A 24,270-nucleotide genomic window follows, 5' to 3' on the forward strand; every position below is an offset into this window, starting at 1 on the left:
CCTATCTTGCTTACACAATTAAACACTGCTCGGAGATTTGATCCTAGGTTTAATTATCAGGAATTACGCATTAATACCACAGAAACCGGGTTTAAATCGAGATTAAAGGTCTAGATGCAGTATTTTCGCAATACAACCCGGTTTCTCACCACTCGCGCGTCCAGGACTAATTTATAACTGGTTCCCAGGCAGAACCCGATCGCGAGTAGTACCATAAATCATTTAGGATTGCTATAGCATCCAAAATACCTGGTAAAAACTATGGACGGATTAGCTTACCTGCATTTAGCTGAAACTTGGGAAACGCCTGCGCCTCAAACTCGATCGCCCAACTCGACAAAACACCTAAATTTAGCCTTTCCTCCTTTACTTTTCTTTACGATCGCTCTCACAATTTTAAATATAGTCAACCCCACCCTGGCCATCAAAAAAGGCGATTCAGGCCCCGAAGTTGCCGAACTCCAGAAAACACTACAAGACGCAGGATATTTTAGCCAGAAACCCACAGGATTTTACGGCTCCATAACCCAAGCTGCTGTGAAAAAGTTCCAGGCAGACAACAACCTGAAAATTGACGGAATTGTCGGCCCTCAAACCTTGTCAGCACTTAACGTTAAACCGGAAAGCGCTCTAGCTGACAATCAACCCGCTGACGAAACGCAGTCAAAGTACGATCGGCGTAGCTATCCCCAAGAAAATCAATATTCCCCATCGCCTAGCACCACAGAAAACACCAACAAACTCGAAGATACAGCTAAAAGCCAGCCGAAAAAACCTTTTTTTCAAGAACCATTTTTACCACCATTTAAAACAGAAACTCCCGCGCCACAATCCCAAGCAGAAACACCTGAATCTCAACCCGAAAAGCAGGTAAAATATCCAGAAAAAATTACCCGGAACATGACATTGAAAAAAACTATTTACGGCAAAATATCGCCGAAATCAATAGTTTATTCAGGGTCGGGATTGTTTTTTGCTCAAAACATGATGTACAGCCACACAATCACAGTTTACGACAGGAACTTTAAATTAGTCAAGACTATTCCCGATACAATAAACTTGTCCAAGTTCGGATTTGCTAAATTCAAAGGTAATTATCGAGGTGCTCCCGTAGAAGCTGCTTTTTCAACAGACGGCAAATATGCCTACGTATCCAACTACCAGATGTACGGTAAAGGGTTCGACAATCCGGGGAGTGATAGATGTACTCCATCGGCCAAACACGACCAAAGTTTCCTCTACCGCATCAATACCAAAACGTTAAAAATAGAAAACGTAATTCCTGTGGGTGCTGTTCCCAAATTCAATGCTGTTTCGCCAGACAATCGCTTCGCCCTCGCCAGCAATTGGTGCAGTTGGGATTTGAGCGTAGTTGATATTAATAAAAATCTCGAAATCGAGCGGATAAAACTAGGTGCATATCCTCGTGGGATTGCGGTAACTCCTGACTCAAAGAATGCCTATATAGCCGTCATGGGTTCTTCGGATATTGCGAAAGTAAATTTGATAAATTTTTCGGTAGAATGGCTGAGAAATATTGGCAATGCGCCGCGTCATCTGACAATAGATCCCAACGGAAATTATCTTTATGCCACGTTAAACGGTGAAGGAAATGTGGCAAAGATTGACCTAAAAACTGGTGAAGTGGCTCAAAAAGTGAGGACTGGAAATGCACCTCGCAGCATGGCGATTTCGGATGATGGTCAACTGATTTACGTGGTTAATTATTTCTCGAATACTGTTAGCAAAGTTAGGACGAGCGATATGAAAGTTTTGCAAACAGTGAATGTTAATTCAAGTCCGATCGGAATTACTTACGATCCTGAAACTCATCAGGTTTGGGTAGCTTGCTATTCGGGCAGTATTATGGTGTTTCAAGATTAGAGCGATAGGCGATTTAAATCTCAGAAATAAGGACTTGCATTCCTCACTACGAACCTGTTTGTAGTAGGGAATGCAAGTCATCGGAATTAAGGCCGTAGCAAATGTGGCGATGCCTTTGCAAAAGGATTTAATTTAATTACAAACTTTTTAGACTGATTTTGTGCAAACTTATAAAAACACAGTCGATGTCTTTACTACGAGGTACTAACTTACCTTTTCCAGTTAACAGATTTTGTTTAATAATTTGTGGAAGATTAGGGCAAGGTTGAATTTTTATGTCTTCAAGTGCAGGGGCATAAATTTCAAAATCATCTCTATTACTTACTTGTTGTTTCAATTGCTCGATGATGCTTACATTTTGTCGATAATTCAAGTCAATAATTATTATTACACTACCCAAAGGTATTTCATTCAGCAAGAAATTGAGATTCGTTTGAACTGTAGATATATTATAAATTTCATTCAGACAATTTTGAAAAATGAAGATTTGGCTTTTTTTAATTGTTCCCTTGATTGAGTGAAGAGAATTAAATTCGCATAAATTTAGGTAATTACTATTTAGTTGTAAATCTCCTGACCAATATTTCGGTATCACAAATTTTTGGGTAATATTTCTACTTAAAGTCCATTCGTCAGAAGCAATATCATATACATTAACAGTTAATTTTTTAATGTTTTGATACTTATCTGATAAAAATTTACTTAAACCAACAATTTCTGGACATGGGCCTGCACCAAACAAGCATACTTCTAGTGTTTCATTTATGAAATTTTGAAATAAATTTTGACTGTGTATAATTTCTAAAATTTGGAAATTCACGTAAACATAATGGGGATAATAGCGAATTAAATAAACTGCTTGAATCGACGGTTCAGAATAGCTTACTTTAACCTGATTTGATCTATAAGAAGACCACAATTGTTCTGCGGGTTTTTGTAATGATTGCAAATAGCTTTCAAATGTGCCGTGATTGTTTTTGTTATAAAAATCTAGAGATTTTTCTAATCCCTCTAAAATGCAATTGTACAATGTTGTGCCTTTTGTCTTTTTAATTGGTCTTTTTAGTTTAGTTTGAACACTAATTTTTTGTGTAATTTGTGTTTTTTGAGTTCCACGATTAATAATTACATTTTGCAAATTTTCTCGCTGTGCATTTAGAGATTTAATCTCTTCTTTCAGCCGATCAACTTCTACAACAATCGACTTATATTCTGCTTCAATCGTTATTTTTGATTGAGTTTTGCTACCAATTGCTTGTACAAGTTCTCTCCTTTGATTTTTCAGACTTAAAATCTGATTTTCAACACTTTTTAAGTTTTCGGTATGGCTGTGGGTGTTTTTAAGTTCTCGTTCAGATTTCTTGGTTAAAACGAACGCACTACTAATGGTGCTAATTGTTGCTATACCGCCTATAATCGTGCTTTTAGTAACATCTTTTTCTACTACTAGACCCAACCCAAAAGCAATACTAAAACTTAATGTCCCTAGTAAAAGTAAATTTTTCATAATTTGATTAGCGGTGATTTTATAGTGTTAATGAGATTGATTTTAAACGGCTTTTATAACCCTAAAAGTTAGATTTATTCGGGGTTCCACAAATTTAGCAGTTTTAGCTATCTGATGTTTCCAAAAGTGCTGGGTTTCACCTTTCATCAATAGTAAACTACCATTGGGCAAATCCAGATTAATTTTGTAGTTTTCTGATGTTTTATGTTTTAAGGAAAATCGGCGAGTTCCCCCAAAGCTAATTGAGGCTATAATAGGATTTTCACCTAATTCTGGCTCGTCATCGCTATGCCAGGAAACGCAATCTTTACCGTGACGGTATAGATTGAGAAGCACGCTATTAAAAGTAACTTCTGATATCTCTTCAGCCTTTGATTTAATTAATTTGAGTGTGGGAGTCCAAGGATCAGGATGCTGTTCGATGCCGGAATATGTATAGGATTTGCCTTCATCTCCATACCAACCTGTAAGTCTGGGTAAAGGTATCTTTTTTCCATAAAAATGAATAATATCCTGTTTCCAGTTAATACTAGAATATAAATCTGAAAAAAGACGATCGCTTTCTTCGATTCTAAAAAAATTGGGATATAAGATCACTTCTCCATCAGTATCAATAACTACTGTTTCTTGAAGATCGCTGCTATCTAGCTGATTATCCCCAAGTCTTATCTGATGATACATAATAATTGCCTCAAATCGAATCAATGAGTGTGGAATGATGATTTGGCATGATTGCTGTGATTTTAACATCGATCTCAACTGCCCGCAAACCCAAGAAACTGAGTTTTTGGCTGATTCTGTCAGCTATGACGAAGTATTGTCGCAAAAAACCTGGTTTCTGACGGCCCGCAAAACCAAGAAACCGGGTTTTTGGCTGATTCTGTCAGCTATAACGAAGTATTGTCGCAAAAAACCCGGTTTCTGACTACCCGCAAGCCCAAGTCAGACTAATAGAAAAAAGAAGGGCTTCATTCCTCTAATTAAAGCGGCACAACATACTTAGAAGGTTTAGCAGGTACTTTACCTTTTTTTGCCATAGCTTGGTAAATCATGGCTGCTACTTCCGCGCGAGTTGCTGTTTTGTTGGGCTGCAAAAGTGTGGGCTTGGGGTGGTTGACAACAATGCCAGCTTTTGTTGCTGCTGCTACTTTGTCAACTGCCCATTTCGGCACTTTTTGTCTGTCTGTATAAACTTCTAAAATCTTGGTGGGCTTCCCTTCTTTTTTCAGGTTTAAACCGCTAGCTAATGCTACTATGACTTCGACACGGGGAACGTCTTTTGTGGGACGGAACTCATTATTTGGATATCCTTTAAGAAATCCTTTTTGTACGCTGCCATCGATCGCGCTAGCGGCAGGGTTCTTGTCTTTCACGTCTTCAAAATTAATCGGTTTTCGGGTCTCTTTTTTGTCTGACATTCGCTCAATTAAGCGGGCTAGTTCGGCTCGCGTCATTGGTTCATCGGGACGAAATTTGTTGTCGGTGAAATCAGTAAAGATTTGCCGATCGACCAAAGCGACAATAAATGGACGTGCCCAATATTTGTCAGGCATATCGGAGAATGTAACCGGCCCGACTTTTGGTTTAGGGGCTTTCGGTTTGGTAATGATTGCAGGGGGAGTCTCGCGCGCAATTGGCGTTTGGGGAACCACGATCGCCCCCTGGGGAGGAATTGCCGGTAAAATCGGCCCTAAAGGCGCAACAGGCGCAATCGGTACAATCGGTACAATCGGTACAATCGGTGCCGCATTAGGTTGCGCGGGAATCAGCTTTGTAGCGGGCGCAGGCGCGGGCGATCGCACATCCGAACTCGGCAGGGGTGTTAAGATTGTCGAGTTTCCGGGTGTGACAGCAGGCGCTGAAAAAACGGCTGGAAATTGCCAATTTCTCATGCCGAATTGATTGGGATTCTTGCTGGTGGCCCAAAAGAAAATTGTTCCCATCGTGCCGAAAGCAACCAAGATGGCAATCAATTCGTCGAATCCTAGAGGGTTTCTTTCCCCTGATGGGGGTTGTGAAGAAGACATATTGTCACCACATATCAATGTAGCAATTAAATCACATATTTTTTGGGTCTGGTAAATACACAAATCGATCGCTCAACTATTCCCAAATTCTCACCGTCAATAACTGCGGCGGCGTGGTATACAGAAGAGCGATCGAATCCACTTTTATCGATCGGGCGTTGCTGATTTTAGCAATCTTCTAATTAGCGCCCTCTGCTGCGGGAAGAGCCACTGCGACTAGGCCTGCGAGAAGCCCCGCCGCTACCAAAACTCGGCTGGCGCTTGTATTCATTTTGACGCGGCTGCTGCGATCGTTTCAAAGTGCTGCCGCCGTAACCCGAACCGGTCGATCGATTGGCATTCGGCGGTGCTTGCCGTCTTACTGGCGCATTCGATGTGGGCGATCGCAAGCGGCCGGTCGTCCTTAAAACTTGACGGTTTCTCACAGCAGCAGGCGGGGCTTGGTAGCGAGTTTGATATTGCGAGACAGCTTGGCCGTAAGTATTGCCGTACCCGCCATATCCGTTCATAATTACCCCAGGCTGATAGAGTGGCGGCACGTAATATCGCGGTGTAAATAACAAACTGCCGATCGCCTGACCTGCCACGGCCCCAGCAAACGGAGCCCAGAAGCCCGATTGCTGCCGCACCACCACCGTTTGCGGCTGACCTGTTTGAGGATTAGCAACAGTTTCAGTAACGTTATGAACGTACTCAATTTTAAAATCTTCTGTCAAATGCAGGCTCGCATTATTGTTATCAATTTTTAGATAACTTTTCTTACCTGCCGATATTTCTTCCTCCGTCAAACGAGCCATTTGTAAATCGGTACTGCGATAAATAGAAGAAGTACCGGGGGGAGTATTCAGCAACATCAAACTGTACTCGCCATCGCCATCGTCGTAGGTAGCTTGCTGTACGGGATATTCCCCTTGACTCAAGTTATTCTTTGGTGAAGTACGCACCCTGTTAATCTCCTGATTTCCAGCAGCAGGATTTGTCGGAGCTTGGACTGAAGGAGAGCCGCAAGCGGTTGTCGTCACCAACAAAATTACAGCCATCAAATAAACTGTCAGTTTTCGCAGCATAGTCAATAATATTTGCTCATTGGTTGTTGGTCGTGAAAGCATTTCTGCGCCATCTTTAAGAGTGCGAGATGAATGTTGCGGCGAGTCTTCTAGCTAACCGCAAGCATCTTCATATCGCCCTATAAAAAAAAGCTTTTTACAAAGCCCGTAGTTTTTCCTCGGTAAAAAATCCGAACGATCGAACCTTTTTATTTTTCTTCTTTTTTTTAAATCGTGTCGGCTAACATTGTTTTTGTCAAAGCGAATTATTTTTACCAAAGCACTGGTTCGTTGTGTTGATGGCAACTTTTCCAGTTTTTAAAGGGGAATGAGTTCTGGGAAATTGACCAAAACTTGGTCGTTGGTAAGTTCGTCTCCCAATTGTGCCGGAGAAAAGTGAACTTGCACGGCTCGCAGCTTTTCCTGGTACTGTAAATTAATCAATGCTTTCAAACCAGCTTTCAGGGCGCTCATGTCAGCGAGGTCTGTTTCTAGGGCTGGAACTTCACCTTCATAAGCAACTGTCAGCATCACTACCACATTTCTAGTTACCGGCAAAGACAACGGGGAATTTTTCTCGTCAGCAGATGTGCTGTATTGAGGTTCGCTGAGATAGCGGGAGGCTGAATCAGTGAAAAGTTCATCCACATAATCGCCCGCTTCGCCTTCATCCCAAAAAACATCACCTTCATTAGCGGCTGCTTGCCAGTAGTTGTCATACTGTAACAAGTGATTGCAAATTTCTACAAGGCCTTCTCCCAAAACTGTTACATCGCCATCGGCATCAATTGCTTCTCTGGCGGTGCTGTTGAGAACTCCTAACATCGGTGCAACTTCTTCACCTGTTAGCTGAACGAACACGCGACAAACTGCTAATCTAGTTTTACCTGTAAATTGATTGAACCGATCGCGCAAACCACTCATAATCACCTATAGTTGTCATCTTTTTGGCAATGCTTTCTATCATATCACCCTATTGCAACTATTGTTATCTACCTTCAGATTGAGAACGAGATTTTTTTCGGCGATCGCCCCCGCAGCCTATATTATCGCTTTGAGCGATCTAATTTCAAAAAGTCGATATCAGACAATCGTAAAAAGTCTGTAAAAAGCAGGAGCGAAGAGCCAGATTCGGCTGGGAAAACAGCATTTTTTATTCAGTGCGCGATCGCCCAATCGTAAAAAGCCTGTAAAAAGCAGGAGCGAAGAGCCAGATTCGGCTGGGAAAACAGCATTTTTTATTCAGTGCGCGATCGCCTCAAGAGTTTGCGAGGGAGCATCTGTGTTTTGCATTTGTAGTAGTGCGAGCGTCCCTGCTCGCGTGCTTTACAGAGCAAGCGAGCGGGGACGATCGCACTATAAAAAAACCCTTTTTGTAATGTAGGAAATGCTCCGTCACGAGTTCTTGAGGTGCATTATTAAACGCAAAACACAAATGCTCCCCAATTGCAAATTAAAAAACATCCAATCTTGCAAGATGGAATATTCCCTCAGCGAAGGCTTTGGCGGGCGATCGCTATTTGAGATCGTGTCGGTTCGATTACCATAAAAAAACGGTTCGTAGTGCGGACTTGCATACGCTTGCTTGGCTGCAGACTGAAGTCTGCACTACGAACCTTACTACGAACCTGACTGATTGCAGTCTATTTGACGATCGCACTTTCGACTGGTTCGATCGCACTTTCAGAAAGTAACTCTGCAACTTGCTCCACCGGCAAATCTAGCTCGCCGCCTGGAGCTTCCGGGTGTTCGCGAACCACAGCAACCGCATCTGCAGTCTCAGCTACACTTGCATCTGCGATCGGCTCAACAGGCTCTTCAAAAACTTCAAAATTATCGTTAATCGCAGCACAAGCCGCAGAGGCCCGCTGGCCGGCGCGATAGCTCATGTAAGCCGCACCGCCACCCAAAACCCCAAACAAACCCAGAAAACCCAGAGTCGCTATTTTGTCGGATTTCCACGGATTCATTTGATCGGAGCCACCCGAACCCAGGAGCGTTGTCGTAGAACCAGATTGAGCCGCCCCTGATTTTTTGTAGGAACAGGGGAAAGCAGATGCAGCGTCACCTATGGCGATGCTACTGGCGATCGCGATGGTGGAAGCAATGCCAGCGAACACTTGAAACTTCTTCATAGTGATCTGGAAGATTGTAAAGGATCATTAAAAAATAAATGGTAACAGCTCTTTACAAATAGATCAACTAGATCGACAGGCGATCGCCGCGCAAATCACAGATCGATCGCAAATATCCGCGATCGCCCGATCGCAAATATAATTTTAGATTACCAAAAATAAACAATAAAAACCTTGTTATGTAAGCGTTACGCTCAAAATCATCGATAGAAATTTAAGTGTGTTGAATCAATATTTCAGCGCCCCAAAATCAGAAAATCTGAAGTCCGACAACAGAAAATTCGATCGCAGAGCGACAAACACTTGATGACAAACTACATTTAAGGCTACTTTTAAAAAGACTTAGTTATTGGAAAAACTTTTATTTTTATGACAAACATTGGGAATCAACGCATTGAGCGAGAACCTCATCGATTGTTGGTGACGGGCGGGGCTGGATTTATCGGCTCGAATTTTGTGCATCACTGGTGCAGCAGCTATCCGGGCGATCGAGTAATCGTACTCGACGCTTTAACCTACGCCGGCAACAGAGAAACCCTAGCAACCTTGGAAGGAGGAGAAAATTTTCGGTTTGTGCAGGGGGATATTTGCGATCGAGCCCTAGTCGATAGCTTGCTCAAACAAGAAAACATCAACATAGTCGCCCACTTTGCCGCAGAATCCCACGTTGACAGATCAATTATCGGGCCAGCAGCCTTCGTTCAAACCAACGTCGTCGGAACCTTCACACTCCTAGAAGCCTTCCGCAAGCACTTTGAAGCAACAGACGACTCGTCTCTCAAAGCACAAATGCGCTTCCTCCACGTTTCCACCGACGAAGTTTACGGCAGTCTCGGCCCCGACGACCCAGCATTTACCGAAACCACCGCCTACTCCCCCAACAGCCCCTACTCAGCCTCCAAAGCCGGCAGCGACCACCTCGCCCGTGCCTATTTCCACACCTACGGCCTCCCCACAATCATCACCAACTGTTCCAACAATTACGGCCCCTATCACTTCCCCGAAAAGCTGATTCCATTAATGTGCATCAATATGCTACTCGGCAAACCCCTGCCAGTATACGGCGACGGTCAAAACGTCCGAGATTGGCTGTATGTCCTCGACCACTGCCGCGCCTTAGATGCCGTTATCCACCGCGGCCAACCAGGAGAAACCTACAATGTTGGCGGCAACAACGAGGTAAAAAATCTCGATTTAGTCAAAATGCTCTGCCAGCTAATGGACGAATTAGCCGAAGATTTGCCCGCGCGCCCTTGCGAACAACTGATCTCGTTTGTCAAAGACAGAGCCGGGCACGATCGGCGTTACGCTATTGATGCCAGCAAAATAGAAACAGAACTAGGTTGGACTCCCTCAGTAACAGTTGAAGAAGGCCTGCGGCAGACCGTAGAATGGTACTTAGCCCATCGCGAGTGGTGGGAACCCCTGCTTTCGGAGGAATATCAAACTTATTACCAAAAAATTTACGCTCATCAGTAATTGGTAATTGCTAATTCGGGTAAGGTGCGAATTCCGCACCCTACAAATTCTTCTGATTTAATTAGATGAAAACTAATATCACAAACATTCACTCTTGTCAATTATTGTGAAGATTTAGTTAACATTCATCCCAAACGCATAAATTTCAGTGTTTGTGGCTGATAATTTCTATAGAGTTACCTGCTCGAGCATTTTATAAGCTTTTAGTAAAAAACAAAAAGCAGCAATGATAGAAATCAACTGGATCAAACAAATCCAAGAACCTAAATATTGGCTGTTAGGCATAGCCGCCGGCTTGATTGCCTTGCAACTGACTCTGGCTGCCAGAACAAACGACACAGACCTCTTCGGCACAATGTTAATGTTTTGGGGAGTCGTGGTATTTCTGATTTGGGAAAAACACGAATCCCTAACTTTTGAAAGCGGAGTTTTCGCCAGCTTTTTGGGAGCATCGTTAATTGCCTTCACTTTGCTCAAAACTTCCTCCATATCGGGCTACGACTTGTTTATCAGAGTTGCCCCTTTCTTATCTGGAATCAGTCTGGCTTTGCTAGCTTCCGGCACAAAAGGACTGAAACAATATTGGCAAGAACTGCTAATACTTGCCTATGTTATTATTCCTCCCGGCGCGATCGGAGTATTTGTTGACGTAGCCCTACTAACAGCCAAATTTTCAGCTTTCATCCTGCACTATCTAGGATTTGAAGTTATACGGAAAGGAGTTTTTCTCATCCTAGAAAAGGGCAGCGTCGAAGTCTATCACGGCTGTTCTGGCGTGAATGCCATGCTACAACTACTAGGACTATCCCTAGTTTTCTTGCTGATGTTTCCGACAACTAGGGGACAGAAAATTGTAGTCCCAATCGTAGCAATACTTATTGCATTTGTCGTGAATGCCGCGCGGATTGCTCTCCTGGCAGTGCTGGTATCGCTATCTCAACCAGAAGCATTTAAATACTGGCACGAAGGTAGTGGATCGGTAGTCTTTTCGATGATTTCTGTATTCTTTTTCGGGCTATTCTGCTGGTTTGCAATCTTGCAATCGGAACCGCCAAATAATAAACAACAAAATTGCTAATGGCTATTACCTCTTGGAAACCAATGAGAATTTCTCTTTTGGCTGTTACCTTGGCAGGAGTTTTATTAGTGGCCGGAAAGTTGACATTCTATCCATCAACAGGCAATAGTCTAGTAACCCAGTTTAATTTTCCCGACTCTGTGCCTTTAGCAGAGTGGAAACTAATCAAGAGCGCGCCGCTGGAAATCACCGATACTTCACAAGTCAAGGCTGCCCGAAAGTATCAATATCAAAAAAATAGCAAGGATCTAGAAATAGAGATGCGCTATTTGGTGAATACCATTGGGGACGTGGAAGGTATGATGAAGGGACATACTATTCTCAAGTCGTCTCCTGGTAAACTAGCATTAGCAAGCACTCAAGCTGCCGGGTTTCACGGAATTTTGCAACAGCAAAATCGACTGTATTTGAGTTCCTGTATCAATCCTCGCGGCAGTCCTACAGTAACTTCCCAACAGTTTAGATACAATCGAAATACTAGCGATTTGCAGCCGAACCGCATTTTGTTTTGGCTGTTGGGTAGGGGAAATATTCAAGACAAGCGCTGTTTGTGGACTCAGATGTCTATGCCTTTGGATAAAACAACTCCAGAAGATGCCAAAAAAATCCTAGAGAATGCTTGGGTTTCTTGGTATGGGTGGTGGCAGCCACGATTTCCCGAACCTTAAGTAAGTCGATTTTAGATTCTTCGACTTGCTTCGGCTACGCTGGCTCACAAGTCGCTAGCGAACAAGTTTTAGATTTTAGATTTACTCGACTTGATGAATCTGGGAACTCTAACTTTGGTCTAAAATTTGGAGATTCGACGACTTCAATATGTAGCTTGTATCCGTTTTTAACGGAGAGATAGATTTTTTTGTTAACAACAACAGTGAGGATTTTATGAATGACATACAAGGCGAACAAGGTTTTTCTATTTACAGGCTGCGTTGGATTGGCTACGGTTTATTAATTTTGTCTTTATTAGATACGATCGCAGTTTTGATACCAGCAAACTTCGGCAATCGCGTCTGGGAATTGCAGACGATTGGCGCTGTAGTGGAACGGGTACCAGTTCCGCTGCTGGCTATGGCGCTGATATTTTTTGGGGAAGATTACGATCGCAGGCGTTTTGAAGACCCTTTGTTAAAGCTTTTGTCTTGGGTTTCTTTGCTGTTGGCGCTGCTTTTTCTGTTGATGTTGCCTTTGGGAATTTTTGGCACTATCTACGTCAACAACCAAAACAGCAAGCAAATTACTACTCAAGCAGATCAACAATTAGCTCAGTTGCAGCAAGTGGAAGAACGGCTGAACAAGGGCACTCCTGAAGATTTAAGGAATTTGGCGGGGGAACTTACCCGTTTGGGGGTACCAGCGGATACGCAAAACCCGCAGGAATTAAAAAGCCAAATTCTTTCAAGAATTACTCCGGCTAAGGAACGGTTGAAGACACAAAGCGCCACGGTTCAGTCAAGTCAGCGCTTGGGGTTATTTAAAAATGCTGTTAAGTGGCTGCTGGGTGCACTGATTTCTAGTGTTTTGTTTTTTACGATATGGCGCGGCACTGATTGGGCTCGGTAGTAGTTTTGAGTTTTGAGTTAGATGTAAGGTGTGCCGACGCGCACCTTACGAACTTATACAGCATATTCCATGTAGATGTAGAGAGCGAGAAACCGGGTTTCACAGAACAGAATCAGTTATCCGGCGAGAACTGTAAAGAAACCCGGTTAGGAGTGTGTACTTCATAAACCTGGAATACGATATATGAGTATCCAGCTACAAAGTTAAGAACTTAGGTGCTGAGCGATCGTATTTTCTAGTTTTTCGGCAATGCCTTCTACCCAGTTTTCGTCTTGTTTTGTATAGCTGCGGGGCGCGTTGGCACCTAAGATTAAAACGCCTTGACTGCCGATCGGCTGACAAATGACTCCTTGAGTATTTTCTGGCAAATAGTCGAATTCGATTTTGCCGGGATAAATATCGAGCTTTACTAAATAAACTGGTTTGTTTTTGTCGATCGCTCGCTGCAATATTGGGCCCGGTTTGACTTCGGGATTGATGCCTAAAATGCCGCGCCGCAATAAAACTTTTCCTCGATACACAATGACGATCGCCCTTGTGGCGGTATTTGTCAACAGCAAACGCGACGCCCAGGCTAATTCTAGCTTGACGGCATCGGGTAAATCCGGCGCAAACTCGAAGCCTTCAGAGCCGATTAGCTGTACCGAATCGGGCGATCGCGCTTGCACCTGCTGCCACAGCAAGCCTGTTAAAATCAGCAGGGCGCTGATAATTACTCCCAAAGCGTCCGATCGAGCTTGAGAGTCTGTAATCTGCTCTGTTAGTAAGCGGTTTACCATCAGCAGCGTACCTGACAATCCTCCTGCAACTAAGGGCAATTGCCGCAAAACTTTATTTGGATCGGATTTAGTCATTAGTTATTTGTTATTGGTTATTTGTTATTGGTTATTGGTTATTGGTTATTGGTTATTGGTTATTGGTTATTTGTTATTTGTTATTTGTTATTTGTTGTTGGAAATTGTTGACTGTTGACTGTTGACTGTTGACTGTTGACTGTTGACTGTTGACTAATAACTACTTCTTTCCTGCCAAGTGCTTTCCTGCCAACTGCCAAGTGCTTTCCTGCCAACTGCCAACTGCCAAGTGCTTTCCTGCCAACTGCCAAGTGCTTTCCTGCCAACTGCCAACTGCCAACTGCCAACTGCCAACTAACTTTACCCAACTTCTCCAGGTTCAACAATTCGCTGGAACAAATAACCCGTTCCCCGCGCCGTTAAAATTAATTCGGGATTGCTGGGGTCGTCTTCCAACTTTGCTCGGAGCCGGGAGATGTGAACATCCACTACGCGGGTATCTACGTGGCGTTCTGGCGTGTATCCCCAAACTTCCTGCAAAATTTCCGATCGCGAAAAAGGCTCTCCAGAACGGCTCACTAGCAGCTCTAACAGGCTGAATTCCATGCCTGTGAGCCGAATTCGCTCGTCGCCTTTGTAAACTTGGCGCTTGTTGGTATCAATCCTAATATTCGTGACTTGAATGACTCCAGAGCTGGGAATTCCCGAGGTGCCGTTTTTGTCAACTCTCCGCAGTACCGAACGGATGCGGGCTTCTAGTTCTTTGGGAGAGAAAGGTTTGACGACGTAATCGTCTGCGCCTAATTCTAAACCGGTGATGCGATCGGCTACGTCTCCCAAAGCGGTTAGCATGATGATGGGTACGTCTGATTCTTTACGCAACTCCTGACAGACGCCGTAACCGTCTAGCTTCGGCATCATCACGTCCAAAACCACTAAGTCTGGTTCGCTGTTGCGAAATGTTTCGAGAGCTTCTTCGCCGTCAGCAGCGGTGACGACATCGTAGCCAATCATCGAAAGGCGAGTCTCCAGAATGCGCCGGATACTGGCTTCGTCATCGACTACCAGAATTTTTTCTTTATGGTTTTCCAATTTACCGAGCACTCCTTAAGTTACATTTCAGATAATGTTAATTTTTTGTACCCTATCATAGAAGCTACAGATTGAATCATTGGTGGCGATCGATCTGAAAGCTTTATAATTGCTTTAACTCAGATTTTTCTAAATGTTAGGGTGACTATTTATCATCATAAACAATGGCTAAGCCTCGAATACAATATATTTGTCGGGAATGCGGGTATGATTCACCACAATATTTTGGCAGGTGTCCTAGCTGTCACAAGTGGGATTCTTTTGACGAGCAGTTGGAACAACCTACTGCTGGTGGCTCGCGGGCTGGTTTAACTGGGGTGACAACTAAGACGGTGGGCGGTTCGCCTCCTGATAAGTCGAAGGGTCAACCGAGAGCATCTTTTAGATTATCGCAGATTGCTGACCAAACTCAGTCTCGCTGGCCTTCTGGTTACGGGGAGCTCGATCGAGTTTTGGGAGGCGGGATTGTTCCGGGTTCCCTGGTGTTGATTGGCGGGGAACCAGGTATCGGGAAATCAACGCTGCTTTTACAGGTGGCGAATATGTTGGCGCGCAAGGATCGGGTACTGTATGTCAGTGCGGAGGAGTCTGGCCAACAGGTGAAATTGCGATCGCAGCGTTTGGGTGTAGCTAATCCCGTTGATTTGTCAAGCAACGGCGGACATAAATCCGGCAGCAACGGGGAAGCTAAAGCGGATTTCGAGGACAAGTCAGCGGAGAATTTCTACTTGCTTCCCGAGACGGATTTAGAAGTAGTTTTGCGGGAGTTGGAATCGCTCAAACCGAATGTGGCGGTGATTGACAGCATCCAAACTATTTATTTTGCTAGTTTAACATCGGCTCCGGGTTCGGTGGCTCAGGTGCGGGAATGTACGTCGGCTTTGATGCAGGTGGCGAAGAGGGAAAATATTACTTTATTTATTGTCGGTCACGTTACTAAGGATGGAGGTTTGGCGGGGCCGAGGGTGTTGGAACATTTGGTAGATACTGTACTTTATTTTGAGGGCGATCGCTTTGCTTCTCACCGACTTTTGCGATCGATGAAAAACCGTTTTGGGGCGACTCACGAAATCGGTGTTTTTGAAATGGTAGCAGAGGGTTTGCGAGAAGTAGACAATCCGTCGGAGTTATTTTTAGGTAATAAGGATGAATTTTCTCCCGGTACTTCTACGACGGTTGCTTGCGAAGGAACTCGACCGATTTTAGTAGAAATTCAAGCGTTAGTCAGTCCTGCGAGTTTTGGTTCGCCGCGCCGCTCTACTACGGGTGTTGATAATAGTAGATTGCAGCAAATTTTAGCTGTTTTGGAGAAAAGGGTGGGGATTCCTTTGTCTAAATTGGATACTATTGTAGCTTCGGTGGGCGGGTTGAAGGTGGAGGAACCGGCGTCGGATTTGGCAGTTGCGATCGCGGTTGTGGCCAGTTTTCGCGATCGGGTAATTGATGCGCGCACAGTTTTGCTGGGGGAAGTTGGTTTGGGAGGACAGGTGCGGCCGGTTTCTCAGTTAGAATTGCGACTGAGGGAGGCGGCTAAGTTGGGGTTCAAAAGGGCGATCGTTCCGAAGAATCAACCGGTGCCAGATTTGGGGATGGAAATTATTCCGGTGGCGAGAGTAATCGATGCAATTATTGCCGCAATTCCGGCTACTCCGGCTCAGTTGCAGTCTGATGATATGGAGTTGCCGTCTCTTGATTTGGAGGAAGAAGATTTATCGAATTGAGTTAGAATAGTGATGTTGTCAATTGAGATTAAGGAGGCAAAAATTATGTATCAAGTAGACATTATTGAGGCAAAAGAAAAACTGCTTGAATTAATTGAAGCGGCGATGAGAGGTGAAGAAGTTGCCATTAGTAAAGATAACCAGCCTGTTGTAAAATTGGTAGGGATACCGCCAGCTAATAAGAAGCGGTGGCCATCCAAAGCTGGGAGTGCTAAAGGCATGGTTTGGATGTCTGATGATTTTGACGAACCGCTAGAAGAATTTAAGGAGTACATGGAATGAGGTTGTTGTTGGACACTCATACTTTTATTTGGTATGTCACGGACAACCCTAGACTTAGCGCCAATGTCAAACTGCTAATTGAAGATGAAAATAACGAGAAGCTAGTCAGTATAGCTAGCATCTGGGAAATGGCAATTAAGCACAGCATAGGCAGGCTAAACTTTAGTCTGCCTTTTATGGAGTTTGTGGAACATCAACTCAGTGTTAGCAATATCGGGCTACTGGAGATTAATCTCAACCACATTGAGGTTGTGGCTTCACTGCCTTTGCATCACCGCGCTCCATTTGACAGGCTGATAATTGCTCAATCAATGTCGGAACAGATACCGGTTTTGAGCGTTGATGCTATTTTTGATGCTTATGCGATCGCGCGGCTTTGGTGAATTAAGTTAGTATAAAAATAAAGAGGCAAAAAGGAGGTAATAGCAACGTGAGCGTTAGATTACATCCCCATGCTCAAGCACGATTGAGTGAGGTGCAACTGAGGCAGAAGTAATTGCTACTGTAGAAAGTGGTACAACTTTTCCGGCCGGGTTTGGCAGAACTGGATTTAGGCGCAACTTTTCCTTCAATGCTGAGTGGCAGGGAAAAGTTTATGCTATGAAGGAAGTGCAGGATCGCAGCGTCAGAAGGCGAAGACTGGATAATTCTCACTGTAATTGTCAAATTCTTTGGAGCAGGAGGTTCCCGTGAAACTGACTTACGATCCGAGATACAACGTAGCTTATATATACCTGCAAGAAAAAACCGCACAGGTAGAAACTATCCAGGTTAGCGATCAAATGAATGTAGATATTGCCCCAAACGGTACTATTTATGGAATTGAATTACTCAATGCCCATCAACAATTAGGGGCAGACAGTCAAGAAAAACTGATTGTTGTCAACGAAGCTTTGGGAAAATCAGCAGAGATTCAACTGGCACTATAAATGCCTTCATATATCGATATAAAATACAGATTAAAATATACCATGAAAGCTTACGAGTTTCCAGCAAAAGTCACAGATGAAGGGAAAATAGAATTTCCCGATACTATCTTAAAATACTTGACAGCTAACCAAGAAGTCAGAGTTATTGTTTTGGTGCAAGAACCAACAAACTCCGAACCCGATGAAGTAGAGGAAAAAACAGATTGGCATCGTCTTGCCGCCCAACAATTCTTTGCCGATTTCAGCGAAGCAGACGCAATTTACGATGAGGAGTGAGCTCTGACTAATTATCAGTTTGGAGAATTAGTTATAGTCGCATTCATCTTTGCAGGTACAACCGAAACTAAACGCCGTCCAGGTTTGATACTGTTGGACACGGGAGATGAAGACACGATCGTTGCTAAAATAACCAGTCAAATCCCTCGTACAACCTTTGATGTCGAAATTCAGCAATGGCAACAAGCAGGATTAAAGCGACCTTCAGTGGTTCGCTTACATAAACTGAACACATTACAAAAAAGTTTAGTGGAAAGGAGACTGGGAATATTAACCCCAGATGATTTGGCGCAAGTGCGAGATAGAGTCAAACAAATCTGGTCTTTTCTTTGATGAACATACAAGCTCGCAAGCTTTTTCACCCCAACATGAACAAGTCAAAAAGACGTAAAAATCAGTGGTCAAATGAACTCAACGACATTATTCGAGGTGCATCGGGGGGCTTTTTGTTCGGAATTCCCCTGCTTTATACGATGGAGGTTTGGTGGATTGGTTCGCACAGTAAACCGATCGACATTTCGATCGCCATTGCAACTACTTTTATCGCCGTTTTCTTGCTGATTCGTACTGAAGGTTTTCGCAAAACTAGGGACATCCGCTGGCGAGATGCTGCAATGGATACCGTAGAAGCGATCGCAATTGGGATTGTCTGCGCCGCTGCGATCCTGTTTTTGCTCAGGGAAATTAGGCTGGAGACTCCGCTGCAAGAAAATTTGGGGAAAATCATCTTTGAAGGCTTACCGTTTGCTTTGGGAGTGGCACTAGCAAGGGGTTTCTTGAGCGGCGATCGCTATCAAAGCTCAGACGGCGACAGCGAACCTACAATTAATCCAACTGTAGCAGATATCGGCGCTACTTTAATCGGCGCTACGATCGTTGCTTTCAACATCGCCCCAACCGACGAAGTTCCCATGTTAGCGGCAGCTATTTCGCCGCCTTGGCAATTAGCAATTATCGCCGCTTCGCTGCTAATTTCCTACGGTATTGTATTTGTAGCAGGCTTTACTTATCAAGAAAAGCGCCAACAACAACAAGGGATTTTTCAGCGTCCCCTCAGCGAAACTGTAATGGCGTATTTAGTGTCGCTGGCGGCTTCTGCATTTATGCTATTTTTCTTCCAAAAACTCAACTTTGACGATCCGTGGTCGATTTGGTTGAGCTATACGTTAGTATTGGGATTGCCGGCGACAATTGGCGGCGCTGCGGGGAGGTTAACGGTATGAGTGAAAACAATACAGAAAGCGATCGCGAACAGCAACAAAAAAGAAATCCTGCTGAATGGGTGACATTTGCGATCGCCTGTTTCATCCTTTCTGGCCTCACCGGACTCGTACTCTACAACTGGGCGACTAAAGAACAGAAACCTCCGGTGATTTCTGTCACTCGCAATGCACCAATTCGCGAAACCCAAGGGCAATTTTACGTGCCGTTTACAGTGACTAACACGGGCGGCGAAACGGCTGAATCAGTGCAAATTATTGCGGAACTGCGAGTCAACGGTGAAGTGTTGGAATCCGGCGACCAACAAATTGACTTTTTGTCAAGCGGCGAAACTCAAGAAGGAGCTTTTATTTTCAGCCGCAACCCCAGTCAAGGTGAATTGATGGTGCGATCGAGCAGCTACAAACTGCCTTAACACAGATAAAAATCGGCGGTTAAAACCTTTTCACCTCTGTGAACTCTTCCTCTTCCTTCGCGCCCTTAGCGTCTTCGCGGTTCGTTCAATCTAAAAAAAAACCTGGCGCGTTGGCATTTATTGCTATATTCCGCGCAGGCGCGATTTCAATCGCCGCTTTGGAAGTGCGATCGCCCTACTGCTTCACTTGATTATTTTCCCACTTCCAAACACAGCTAGAAATCAAATTTGTACAGATATGAGCCGTAATTGGCACTAACAAATTCCCAGTCACTAAAACACTGTAACCTAACAGCAATCCCACCGCCGTCGCCCAAACAGCATAAGGCCATTGATCCGTGCCTCCTAAGTGCAGAATGCCGAAGCAAAAACTTGATAAAATTAAACCAGTAAAATTCATTCCCAAGGCAGAAAGCATCACGCCTCGAAATAACAATTCTTCGCTCAGTCCCGGTAGCAGTCCCAGCCAAATTAAATCCGGCCAAAATAGGGGTTTGAGCACTACTTCTAAGTAAACGTCAGCACTCCGGCGATAACCGGGCCAAAGGCGATAAACGATCGCGCTACCGCCTGTAATTGCCAATCCGATCGCACATCCTGCGAGCAAATCCATTACGTTCAATTTGACTGGCAAAAGCGATACCGATCCAAATAGCAACCACACTTTAGCTACCGCCAGCAACATAATGGCTGTTACACCCATTGCTACTAAAACTTGGGTGCGCGTCAAGGGTTCAATTTCAGGATTTTCGGGAATTTTTTCTGCCACTTAATCACTTTTATATTTGAGGTTTGAGATTTTAGATTTGTTTAGTTTAGTCAGACAAACAACGCAGGGAGGAGATGTCTGTACCCAAGGAAGCTGGACTGATGCCGGCTCGTAAAGCGACCAACACTCCGATCGCCTCTAAATATGAGTTTACCTGCAAAGCTTTGATTCCGAGTTTTTCTGGAGTCGCCTGCATCTGGGTTTTGTTGTCGCCCACAGCGATAATTTGTACCGACGATCGCCCGCTCAAACTCAGGATAGCACTGCCGCCGCAGGCTGTGGCGGGTATCACCACCGCATCGACTCGATCGGCAGTAATCGATAATTGACTCCCTAGAGCGCTTTCTGGCCCGACAAATTGGGGAGCTTTGCCCAGGCCGGCAAGCACGCAAGGTAAAAAAGTATACCCGATTTCCTCAGCAGCCGATCGCGGGGAAAGCTGCGGATCGAGGGGAAGCGCAGACAGCGCCGGGGCGTGGGCGCAGGGAATTTTAAAAGTTCTGACGATCAGGTGGCTGATGACAGCTTCCGCGCCGGCGAGGGGGTCAACTCCTTTGCCGCGGCGGTAGTTTTCGAGGGCGATGCTGCCTTCATCGTCGGGAAATCTCGCCACAACGGCGATCGCCTCGACTTTTGCTTGTCGGATCAATTTTTCGGCGGCGCGCAATAAACTGTCGGGATTGCCGATCGTCCCCCAGGATGCCCCTGATTCTGAAATACGCAATTCTACTTCCAGGGGGCGATCGGTCAAAATACAATCACTTACGTTCAAACCTAATGTGGCCCTAGCAGCGTCAACGGCTTGCAAGTGCCGCAACTGCAACTCTGGTTCGATCGCGGAATCTAGGATTAAGCCGATGCGATTTTGATGTACTGGTTGCAACCCCCAGCATCCTGCTGCAAACTTGTCAAGGGCGTAACCTTCCACGTAGAGAGCGTTAGGTATCGGCCAATAAAGTTGAGCGCCGTTGAGGACGTTGGGGTGAGTAATCAGCGTATCTGAAACTTGGGCGATCGCCCTAGCCACCGGCAGCGCATCTCCTGCAAAGCCACCAATCGAGGCTCCAACCCCTGTGGGGACTATCAAAACCACTGTTAAAGGGGGGGAGTTCACGCTGCTACGGGGGATGATTCCACGAGCACGTAGCCTTCTATCACAGCCTTTTGCCGATCGACATCCACATCTGTGACAGCCCAGCGCAGCGGTTCGCCGTGCTTTTGCAGTTCAATTTCAATCGCCGAGTGCAGTTCTTCGGCGGTATCGTGGAGGTCAACTTCTGCGGAAATGAAATGGGTGGTCATAGGGCGATCCATAATAGGTTTACCGCGATCGATATTTATGTCAATTTTAGTTTATTTCTATGGTTTGCCAAACTGCCGAGCGTACACAATATCTTCTTTTTCTGTTTCTATCTTCAAGTTGGATCTCGGATAAGCAACGCACAGCAATACATAACCTTCCGCCTGAAGTTCCAGACTCACGCCCATCCCATCGCTTTGTTCGACTTCTCCTTCAATAATTTTTGCAGCGCAGGTAGTACAAACCCCCGCATTGCAAGAACTCGGCAACTCAATACCCGCAGCGGCCGCCGTCTGCAGAATTTGTTTGTTTTCCGGCACTTGTACGGTATGGGTAGTGCCTTGGTGGATCAATTCAACAGTGTAAATCTTGGACATATTTCTATTAATCGTTTTAATTCTCGATCGGAATTTACGCTAAATTTGCAAACGAAGCAATAAGTATATTACCGCTGTCGGCGATTTTGTGCAAATTTAAAACTACACTGTTTATTGCCAATAACTTTCATTAACTTAACTTGCAGTGCGATCGCGTCCAGCCCCGCAAGCTACGGCATTTTGTCAAGCATTTTTTCACAAACAATCGCAAACAGCACCGGCGAACTCTGCCAGAAAGCAGTTAAATATAACTAATTAACCAATATTTGCCATCAACCCAACAACTCATCAACAGCAACACTAAAACCCGGTAAAACCAACTGAGTGCTGATTGTAGAACCCAAGTTAAAAGCTAACTTTTGAGATTGAATCACAATCATTATCCAGCGACTCTCAGGAAAAACAATCCAAACTTCCAAACAACCAGAATCTAAATACTCTTGTGCTTTCAGAAAAACATCTTCCGCCACATCAGTAGGAGAAACAATTTCCGCAACTAACAGCGGACTTTGAGGAAAAGTAGGAACATCGCCATATTCAGCAACAAGTTCAGCCGTCAAATAAGCAACATCAGGACGACGCACTCGCCTGTCAGTGCGACAAGGAACTTCCGTATAGACTTCGCCACCTTGTCCGCTAGAATCTTTGTAATTTCCCCAAGAACGATCTAGTCTAGATTGGATTCTACTGTGTTTTACTGTCATACCATTTTTCTCTGCAATTTGCCCGTCCACCCATTCCATATCGTCCGGGGGATTAGCTATAAAGTCTTCTAGAGAAACATTGTCTGATAAAACGGGTGTCATTACCACAACCATTTACTCCTTATTGCAGAATTTACTAATTGTATTATAGACATCTTTAGGAATTGTTAATTGTTAATTGTTAATTGTTAATTGTTAATTGGCAATTGTTAATTGTTAATTGTTAATTGTTAATTGGTAATTGGCAATAAAAAATGGGTAATTAGTAATTGAAACTAACCAATTCCCAATCCCTCCGCAACGCTAGAGCCCAATTCCCAATTCCCAATGCCCACCCTTCGACTTCGCTCAGGGCAAGATGCCCAATTCCCAATCCCTCCGCAACGCTAGAGCCCAATTCCCAATGCCCAATTCCCAATCCCTCCGCAACGCTAGAGCCCAATTCCCAATCCCTCCGCAACGCTAGAGCCCAATTCCCTAATTCCCAATTCCCAATCTACTCAATATCAATTTGATTCGGCGGCGGCTTCGGCACATCATCCTTCAAAGTTTTGCGCCCCGAGGCAGCATAATCCTTGTACAAATCTACAAACATCTTTGTCAACTGCTGCAAAGAAATTTGTTCCCCATTAATTTGAGCTTTCATGTAAGTTTTAAGCACTTCAATGTAAGCCAAACCGAGGGCAAGGGTGAGAGTTGCCGCCGTTGCACCGGAAATAGCACCGCCGACAACAGTACCAGCACCGGGAATCATTTTAATCAAATTAGTCACAATACTTCGGCCAACAGCAGTAACCCCGCCAGCCCCGCTAATCGCAGACAGCATCGCCGAAACAAACCCCTTGTCAAAGGGCATTCCAAAAATCACAGTAATATTAGCAATCATTGCCGTTTGCATCGCCATCAAAATCGGCGCATCAGCAAACGGTACAGGAGTCGCACCGACAATTGCAGAACCGGCTACATAACCAGTTACATACTTAAATGCCATGTCAGATTTCAGCGAAACATTGGCAATTTGTTCTTTCACAAAAGCTTTTTGAGCTACTGCAGGCAGCAGTTGAAAAGTTGCATCCACCAACTTGTCTAAACCGTGAGATTTTACTGTATAATCTTCATCTATTTCTTCCGGTTCAGCCATTACCGGGATAATTTGACTGACTGGCAAATTAATGTGTTCCAGTTGCTTGAAAAACTCGCTGGGCTTTTTCGATGTAGTTTGAGTGAGCACTAAAATCACTGGTACATCTTTGACTTCCATTTCTTTCAGCCAGTTTTCCTCGACTGATTCTATTCTATTGGCGTTGTGATTGATGCAGTACCAGATGACGTGAATGTGTTCTTTGGGGTGCAGGAGTCTTTGGTCTTCAATCAGTTTAGCAACGTTTAATTGAATAATTTTAATTTGTTCGGCGTTGAGTTCGAGTCCGGGAGTGTCGTAAACTGCGATCGGGCAATTCGGTTTTGTGTATTGGCGAATACCGTGAGTGACGGGGCGGCCCACTCCGGTTTCTGCCAACCGCTGGCGAAACACAGAATTGATCAGGGTACTTTTGCCGACTCCGGTTTTGCCGATGACTAAAACATTGCACTGTCCCACCTGGTTTTCTGCTTCTTTGAAAGCGTCGTAACTTTTGTTTAAAAGGTCGTCTAGGGAAAAGTCGTCTGACATGG

General features: G+C 44.5%; 29 protein-coding genes. 13 read left to right on the plus strand and 16 right to left on the minus strand.

Features of this window, described 5'->3' with window-relative positions:
• Positions 1-261: 261 nt before the first annotated feature.
• Entirely contained in the window at positions 262-1,884 is a 1,623-nt protein-coding gene (locus AACV78_RS17550; protein WP_194009287.1) for a peptidoglycan-binding protein, read from the plus strand.
• Positions 1,885-2,020: 136 nt separating this feature from the next.
• Here AACV78_RS17550 and AACV78_RS17555 read toward each other — a convergent pair whose 3' ends face one another.
• The 6 genes from AACV78_RS17555 to AACV78_RS17580 all read right to left on the minus strand — a co-directional run bounded on the left by AACV78_RS17555 (position 2,021) and on the right by AACV78_RS17580 (position 8,599).
• The gene (locus AACV78_RS17555) at positions 2,021-3,391 is read right to left on the minus strand and encodes a coiled-coil domain-containing protein (protein ID WP_194009286.1); all 1,371 of its coding nucleotides are present in this window, start codon (positions 3,389-3,391) and stop codon (positions 2,021-2,023) included.
• Positions 3,392-3,433: 42 nt separating this feature from the next.
• Entirely contained in the window at positions 3,434-4,141 is a 708-nt protein-coding gene (locus AACV78_RS17560) for an alpha-ketoglutarate-dependent dioxygenase AlkB family protein (RefSeq protein WP_228042320.1), read from the minus strand.
• A 230-nt stretch (positions 4,142-4,371) separates the two neighbouring features.
• Positions 4,372-5,418 (minus strand): S-layer homology domain-containing protein, encoded by a 1,047-nt coding sequence (locus AACV78_RS17565; RefSeq protein ID WP_194009285.1) that lies wholly within the window; start codon positions 5,416-5,418, stop codon positions 4,372-4,374.
• Between the two features lie 182 nt (positions 5,419-5,600).
• Positions 5,601-6,485: a hypothetical protein gene (locus tag AACV78_RS17570; protein ID WP_194009284.1), complete on the minus strand. Its 885-nt coding sequence runs from the start codon at positions 6,483-6,485 to the stop codon at positions 5,601-5,603.
• A 297-nt stretch (positions 6,486-6,782) separates the two neighbouring features.
• Positions 6,783-7,388 (minus strand): DUF1517 domain-containing protein, encoded by a 606-nt coding sequence (locus AACV78_RS17575; RefSeq protein ID WP_194009283.1) that lies wholly within the window; start codon positions 7,386-7,388, stop codon positions 6,783-6,785.
• Between the two features lie 719 nt (positions 7,389-8,107).
• Positions 8,108-8,599: a hypothetical protein gene (locus AACV78_RS17580; protein ID WP_194009282.1), complete on the minus strand. Its 492-nt coding sequence runs from the start codon at positions 8,597-8,599 to the stop codon at positions 8,108-8,110.
• Between the two features lie 369 nt (positions 8,600-8,968).
• Here AACV78_RS17580 and rfbB point away from each other — a divergent pair, with 369 nt between their 5' ends.
• The 4 genes from rfbB to hpsJ-A all read left to right on the plus strand — a co-directional run bounded on the left by rfbB (position 8,969) and on the right by hpsJ-A (position 12,716).
• Positions 8,969-10,078, plus strand: a complete 1,110-nt coding sequence (gene rfbB, locus AACV78_RS17585) for a dTDP-glucose 4,6-dehydratase (RefSeq protein WP_194009281.1) — start codon at positions 8,969-8,971, stop codon at positions 10,076-10,078.
• Positions 10,079-10,304: 226 nt separating this feature from the next.
• On the plus strand, positions 10,305-11,156 hold the full coding sequence (gene crtA / locus AACV78_RS17590; RefSeq protein WP_194009280.1) for a cyanoexosortase A: 852 nt from the start codon (positions 10,305-10,307) through the stop codon (positions 11,154-11,156).
• Entirely contained in the window at positions 11,156-11,824 is a 669-nt protein-coding gene (locus AACV78_RS17595) for a cyanoexosortase A system-associated protein (RefSeq protein ID WP_194009279.1), read from the plus strand. The genes crtA and AACV78_RS17595 overlap by 1 nt, the downstream gene beginning before the upstream one ends.
• Before the next feature lie 214 nt (positions 11,825-12,038).
• A complete protein-coding gene (hpsJ-A, locus tag AACV78_RS17600; RefSeq protein ID WP_194009278.1) occupies positions 12,039-12,716 on the plus strand; it encodes an HpsJ-like protein, cyanoexosortase A-associated in 678 nt (225 codons plus the stop codon).
• A 203-nt stretch (positions 12,717-12,919) separates the two neighbouring features.
• Here hpsJ-A and AACV78_RS17605 read toward each other — a convergent pair whose 3' ends face one another.
• The 3 genes from AACV78_RS17605 to rpaB all read right to left on the minus strand — a co-directional run bounded on the left by AACV78_RS17605 (position 12,920) and on the right by rpaB (position 14,602).
• Entirely contained in the window at positions 12,920-13,570 is a 651-nt protein-coding gene (locus tag AACV78_RS17605; RefSeq protein ID WP_194009277.1) for a cofactor assembly of complex C subunit B, read from the minus strand.
• An 80-nt stretch (positions 13,571-13,650) separates the two neighbouring features.
• Positions 13,651-13,878 (minus strand): hypothetical protein, encoded by a 228-nt coding sequence (locus tag AACV78_RS17610; protein WP_194009276.1) that lies wholly within the window; start codon positions 13,876-13,878, stop codon positions 13,651-13,653.
• Positions 13,871-14,602, minus strand: coding sequence for a response regulator transcription factor RpaB (gene rpaB / locus AACV78_RS17615; protein WP_194009302.1), 732 nt, complete (start codon positions 14,600-14,602; stop codon positions 13,871-13,873). Before rpaB ends, AACV78_RS17610 begins: the two co-directional genes overlap by 8 nt.
• A 164-nt stretch (positions 14,603-14,766) precedes the next feature.
• Here rpaB and radA point away from each other — a divergent pair, with 164 nt between their 5' ends.
• From radA to AACV78_RS17655, 8 genes are all read left to right on the plus strand, one after another.
• On the plus strand, positions 14,767-16,323 hold the full coding sequence (radA, locus tag AACV78_RS17620) for a DNA repair protein RadA (RefSeq protein WP_194009275.1): 1,557 nt from the start codon (positions 14,767-14,769) through the stop codon (positions 16,321-16,323).
• Positions 16,324-16,335: 12 nt separating this feature from the next.
• Positions 16,336-16,605, plus strand: a complete 270-nt coding sequence (locus AACV78_RS17625) for a type II toxin-antitoxin system Phd/YefM family antitoxin (RefSeq protein ID WP_228042321.1) — start codon at positions 16,336-16,338, stop codon at positions 16,603-16,605.
• Positions 16,602-16,988 carry a type II toxin-antitoxin system VapC family toxin gene (locus tag AACV78_RS17630; protein ID WP_194009274.1) on the plus strand — a complete coding sequence of 129 codons (387 nt, stop codon included), beginning with the start codon at positions 16,602-16,604 and terminating at the stop codon, positions 16,986-16,988. The genes AACV78_RS17625 and AACV78_RS17630 overlap by 4 nt, the downstream gene beginning before the upstream one ends.
• A gap of 306 nt (positions 16,989-17,294) precedes the next feature.
• Positions 17,295-17,534 carry a DUF2283 domain-containing protein gene (locus AACV78_RS17635; RefSeq protein WP_194009273.1) on the plus strand — a complete coding sequence of 80 codons (240 nt, stop codon included), beginning with the start codon at positions 17,295-17,297 and terminating at the stop codon, positions 17,532-17,534.
• Between the two features lie 42 nt (positions 17,535-17,576).
• A complete protein-coding gene (locus AACV78_RS17640; RefSeq protein WP_194009301.1) occupies positions 17,577-17,810 on the plus strand; it encodes a hypothetical protein in 234 nt (77 codons plus the stop codon).
• Positions 17,811-17,843: 33 nt separating this feature from the next.
• Positions 17,844-18,143: a type II toxin-antitoxin system PemK/MazF family toxin gene (locus AACV78_RS17645; RefSeq protein ID WP_339383704.1), complete on the plus strand. Its 300-nt coding sequence runs from the start codon at positions 17,844-17,846 to the stop codon at positions 18,141-18,143.
• A 35-nt stretch (positions 18,144-18,178) separates the two neighbouring features.
• Complete coding sequence (locus AACV78_RS17650) at positions 18,179-19,033, plus strand: TIGR02587 family membrane protein (RefSeq protein WP_194009272.1); 855 nt, start codon at positions 18,179-18,181, stop codon at positions 19,031-19,033.
• On the plus strand, positions 19,030-19,446 hold the full coding sequence (locus tag AACV78_RS17655; protein ID WP_194009271.1) for a TIGR02588 family protein: 417 nt from the start codon (positions 19,030-19,032) through the stop codon (positions 19,444-19,446). The genes AACV78_RS17650 and AACV78_RS17655 overlap by 4 nt, the downstream gene beginning before the upstream one ends.
• Positions 19,447-19,621: 175 nt before the next feature.
• Here AACV78_RS17655 and AACV78_RS17660 read toward each other — a convergent pair whose 3' ends face one another.
• From AACV78_RS17660 to AACV78_RS17690, 7 genes are all read right to left on the minus strand, one after another.
• The gene (locus AACV78_RS17660; RefSeq protein ID WP_194009270.1) at positions 19,622-20,215 is read right to left on the minus strand and encodes a CPBP family intramembrane glutamic endopeptidase; all 594 of its coding nucleotides are present in this window, start codon (positions 20,213-20,215) and stop codon (positions 19,622-19,624) included.
• Between the two features lie 46 nt (positions 20,216-20,261).
• Complete coding sequence (locus AACV78_RS17665; RefSeq protein WP_194009269.1) at positions 20,262-21,329, minus strand: DUF3326 domain-containing protein; 1,068 nt, start codon at positions 21,327-21,329, stop codon at positions 20,262-20,264.
• Complete coding sequence (locus AACV78_RS17670; RefSeq protein ID WP_194009299.1) at positions 21,326-21,517, minus strand: hypothetical protein; 192 nt, start codon at positions 21,515-21,517, stop codon at positions 21,326-21,328. Before AACV78_RS17670 ends, AACV78_RS17665 begins: the two co-directional genes overlap by 4 nt.
• Positions 21,518-21,574: 57 nt before the next feature.
• Positions 21,575-21,892, minus strand: a complete 318-nt coding sequence (locus tag AACV78_RS17675; RefSeq protein ID WP_194009268.1) for a 2Fe-2S iron-sulfur cluster-binding protein — start codon at positions 21,890-21,892, stop codon at positions 21,575-21,577.
• Positions 21,893-22,164: 272 nt separating this feature from the next.
• The gene (locus AACV78_RS17680; RefSeq protein WP_370528832.1) at positions 22,165-22,698 is read right to left on the minus strand and encodes a Uma2 family endonuclease; all 534 of its coding nucleotides are present in this window, start codon (positions 22,696-22,698) and stop codon (positions 22,165-22,167) included.
• 160 nt (positions 22,699-22,858) lie between these two features.
• Complete coding sequence (locus AACV78_RS17685; RefSeq protein ID WP_194009304.1) at positions 22,859-23,038, minus strand: hypothetical protein; 180 nt, start codon at positions 23,036-23,038, stop codon at positions 22,859-22,861.
• Between the two features lie 54 nt (positions 23,039-23,092).
• Entirely contained in the window at positions 23,093-24,268 is a 1,176-nt protein-coding gene (locus AACV78_RS17690) for a YcjF family protein (RefSeq protein WP_194009266.1), read from the minus strand.
• Positions 24,269-24,270 lie beyond the last annotated feature (2 nt).

This window comes from Tychonema sp. LEGE 07196, assembly GCF_963890365.1.
Classification (GTDB): Bacteria; Cyanobacteriota; Cyanobacteriia; order Cyanobacteriales; family Microcoleaceae; genus Microcoleus.

What these genes read in the sequence shown, in the direction of transcription:
- AACV78_RS17655 (WP_194009271.1), top strand. Translation starts at nt 19,030, where the DNA reads ATGAGTGAAAACAATACAGAAAGCGATCGCGAACAGCAACAAAAAAGA.
- crtA (WP_194009280.1), top strand. Translation starts at nt 10,305, where the DNA reads ATGATAGAAATCAACTGGATCAAACAAATCCAAGAACCTAAATATTGG.
- AACV78_RS17560 (WP_228042320.1), bottom strand. Translation starts at nt 4,141, where the DNA reads ATGTTAAAATCACAGCAATCATGCCAAATCATCATTCCACACTCATTG.
- AACV78_RS17605 (WP_194009277.1), bottom strand. Translation starts at nt 13,570, where the DNA reads ATGACTAAATCCGATCCAAATAAAGTTTTGCGGCAATTGCCCTTAGTT.
- AACV78_RS17680 (WP_370528832.1), bottom strand. Translation starts at nt 22,698, where the DNA reads ATGACACCCGTTTTATCAGACAATGTTTCTCTAGAAGACTTTATAGCT.
- AACV78_RS17550 (WP_194009287.1), top strand. Translation starts at nt 262, where the DNA reads ATGGACGGATTAGCTTACCTGCATTTAGCTGAAACTTGGGAAACGCCT.
- AACV78_RS17555 (WP_194009286.1), bottom strand. Translation starts at nt 3,391, where the DNA reads ATGAAAAATTTACTTTTACTAGGGACATTAAGTTTTAGTATTGCTTTT.
- rfbB (WP_194009281.1), top strand. Translation starts at nt 8,969, where the DNA reads ATGACAAACATTGGGAATCAACGCATTGAGCGAGAACCTCATCGATTG.
- AACV78_RS17625 (WP_228042321.1), top strand. Translation starts at nt 16,336, where the DNA reads ATGTTGTCAATTGAGATTAAGGAGGCAAAAATTATGTATCAAGTAGAC.
- AACV78_RS17565 (WP_194009285.1), bottom strand. Translation starts at nt 5,418, where the DNA reads ATGTCTTCTTCACAACCCCCATCAGGGGAAAGAAACCCTCTAGGATTC.
- AACV78_RS17640 (WP_194009301.1), top strand. Translation starts at nt 17,577, where the DNA reads ATGAAAGCTTACGAGTTTCCAGCAAAAGTCACAGATGAAGGGAAAATA.
- AACV78_RS17575 (WP_194009283.1), bottom strand. Translation starts at nt 7,388, where the DNA reads ATGAGTGGTTTGCGCGATCGGTTCAATCAATTTACAGGTAAAACTAGA.
- AACV78_RS17630 (WP_194009274.1), top strand. Translation starts at nt 16,602, where the DNA reads ATGAGGTTGTTGTTGGACACTCATACTTTTATTTGGTATGTCACGGAC.
- AACV78_RS17570 (WP_194009284.1), bottom strand. Translation starts at nt 6,485, where the DNA reads ATGCTGCGAAAACTGACAGTTTATTTGATGGCTGTAATTTTGTTGGTG.
- AACV78_RS17650 (WP_194009272.1), top strand. Translation starts at nt 18,179, where the DNA reads ATGAACAAGTCAAAAAGACGTAAAAATCAGTGGTCAAATGAACTCAAC.
- AACV78_RS17690 (WP_194009266.1), bottom strand. Translation starts at nt 24,268, where the DNA reads ATGTCAGACGACTTTTCCCTAGACGACCTTTTAAACAAAAGTTACGAC.
- AACV78_RS17580 (WP_194009282.1), bottom strand. Translation starts at nt 8,599, where the DNA reads ATGAAGAAGTTTCAAGTGTTCGCTGGCATTGCTTCCACCATCGCGATC.
- AACV78_RS17595 (WP_194009279.1), top strand. Translation starts at nt 11,156, where the DNA reads ATGGCTATTACCTCTTGGAAACCAATGAGAATTTCTCTTTTGGCTGTT.
- AACV78_RS17675 (WP_194009268.1), bottom strand. Translation starts at nt 21,892, where the DNA reads ATGTCCAAGATTTACACTGTTGAATTGATCCACCAAGGCACTACCCAT.
- hpsJ-A (WP_194009278.1), top strand. Translation starts at nt 12,039, where the DNA reads ATGAATGACATACAAGGCGAACAAGGTTTTTCTATTTACAGGCTGCGT.
- AACV78_RS17670 (WP_194009299.1), bottom strand. Translation starts at nt 21,517, where the DNA reads ATGACCACCCATTTCATTTCCGCAGAAGTTGACCTCCACGATACCGCC.
- radA (WP_194009275.1), top strand. Translation starts at nt 14,767, where the DNA reads ATGGCTAAGCCTCGAATACAATATATTTGTCGGGAATGCGGGTATGAT.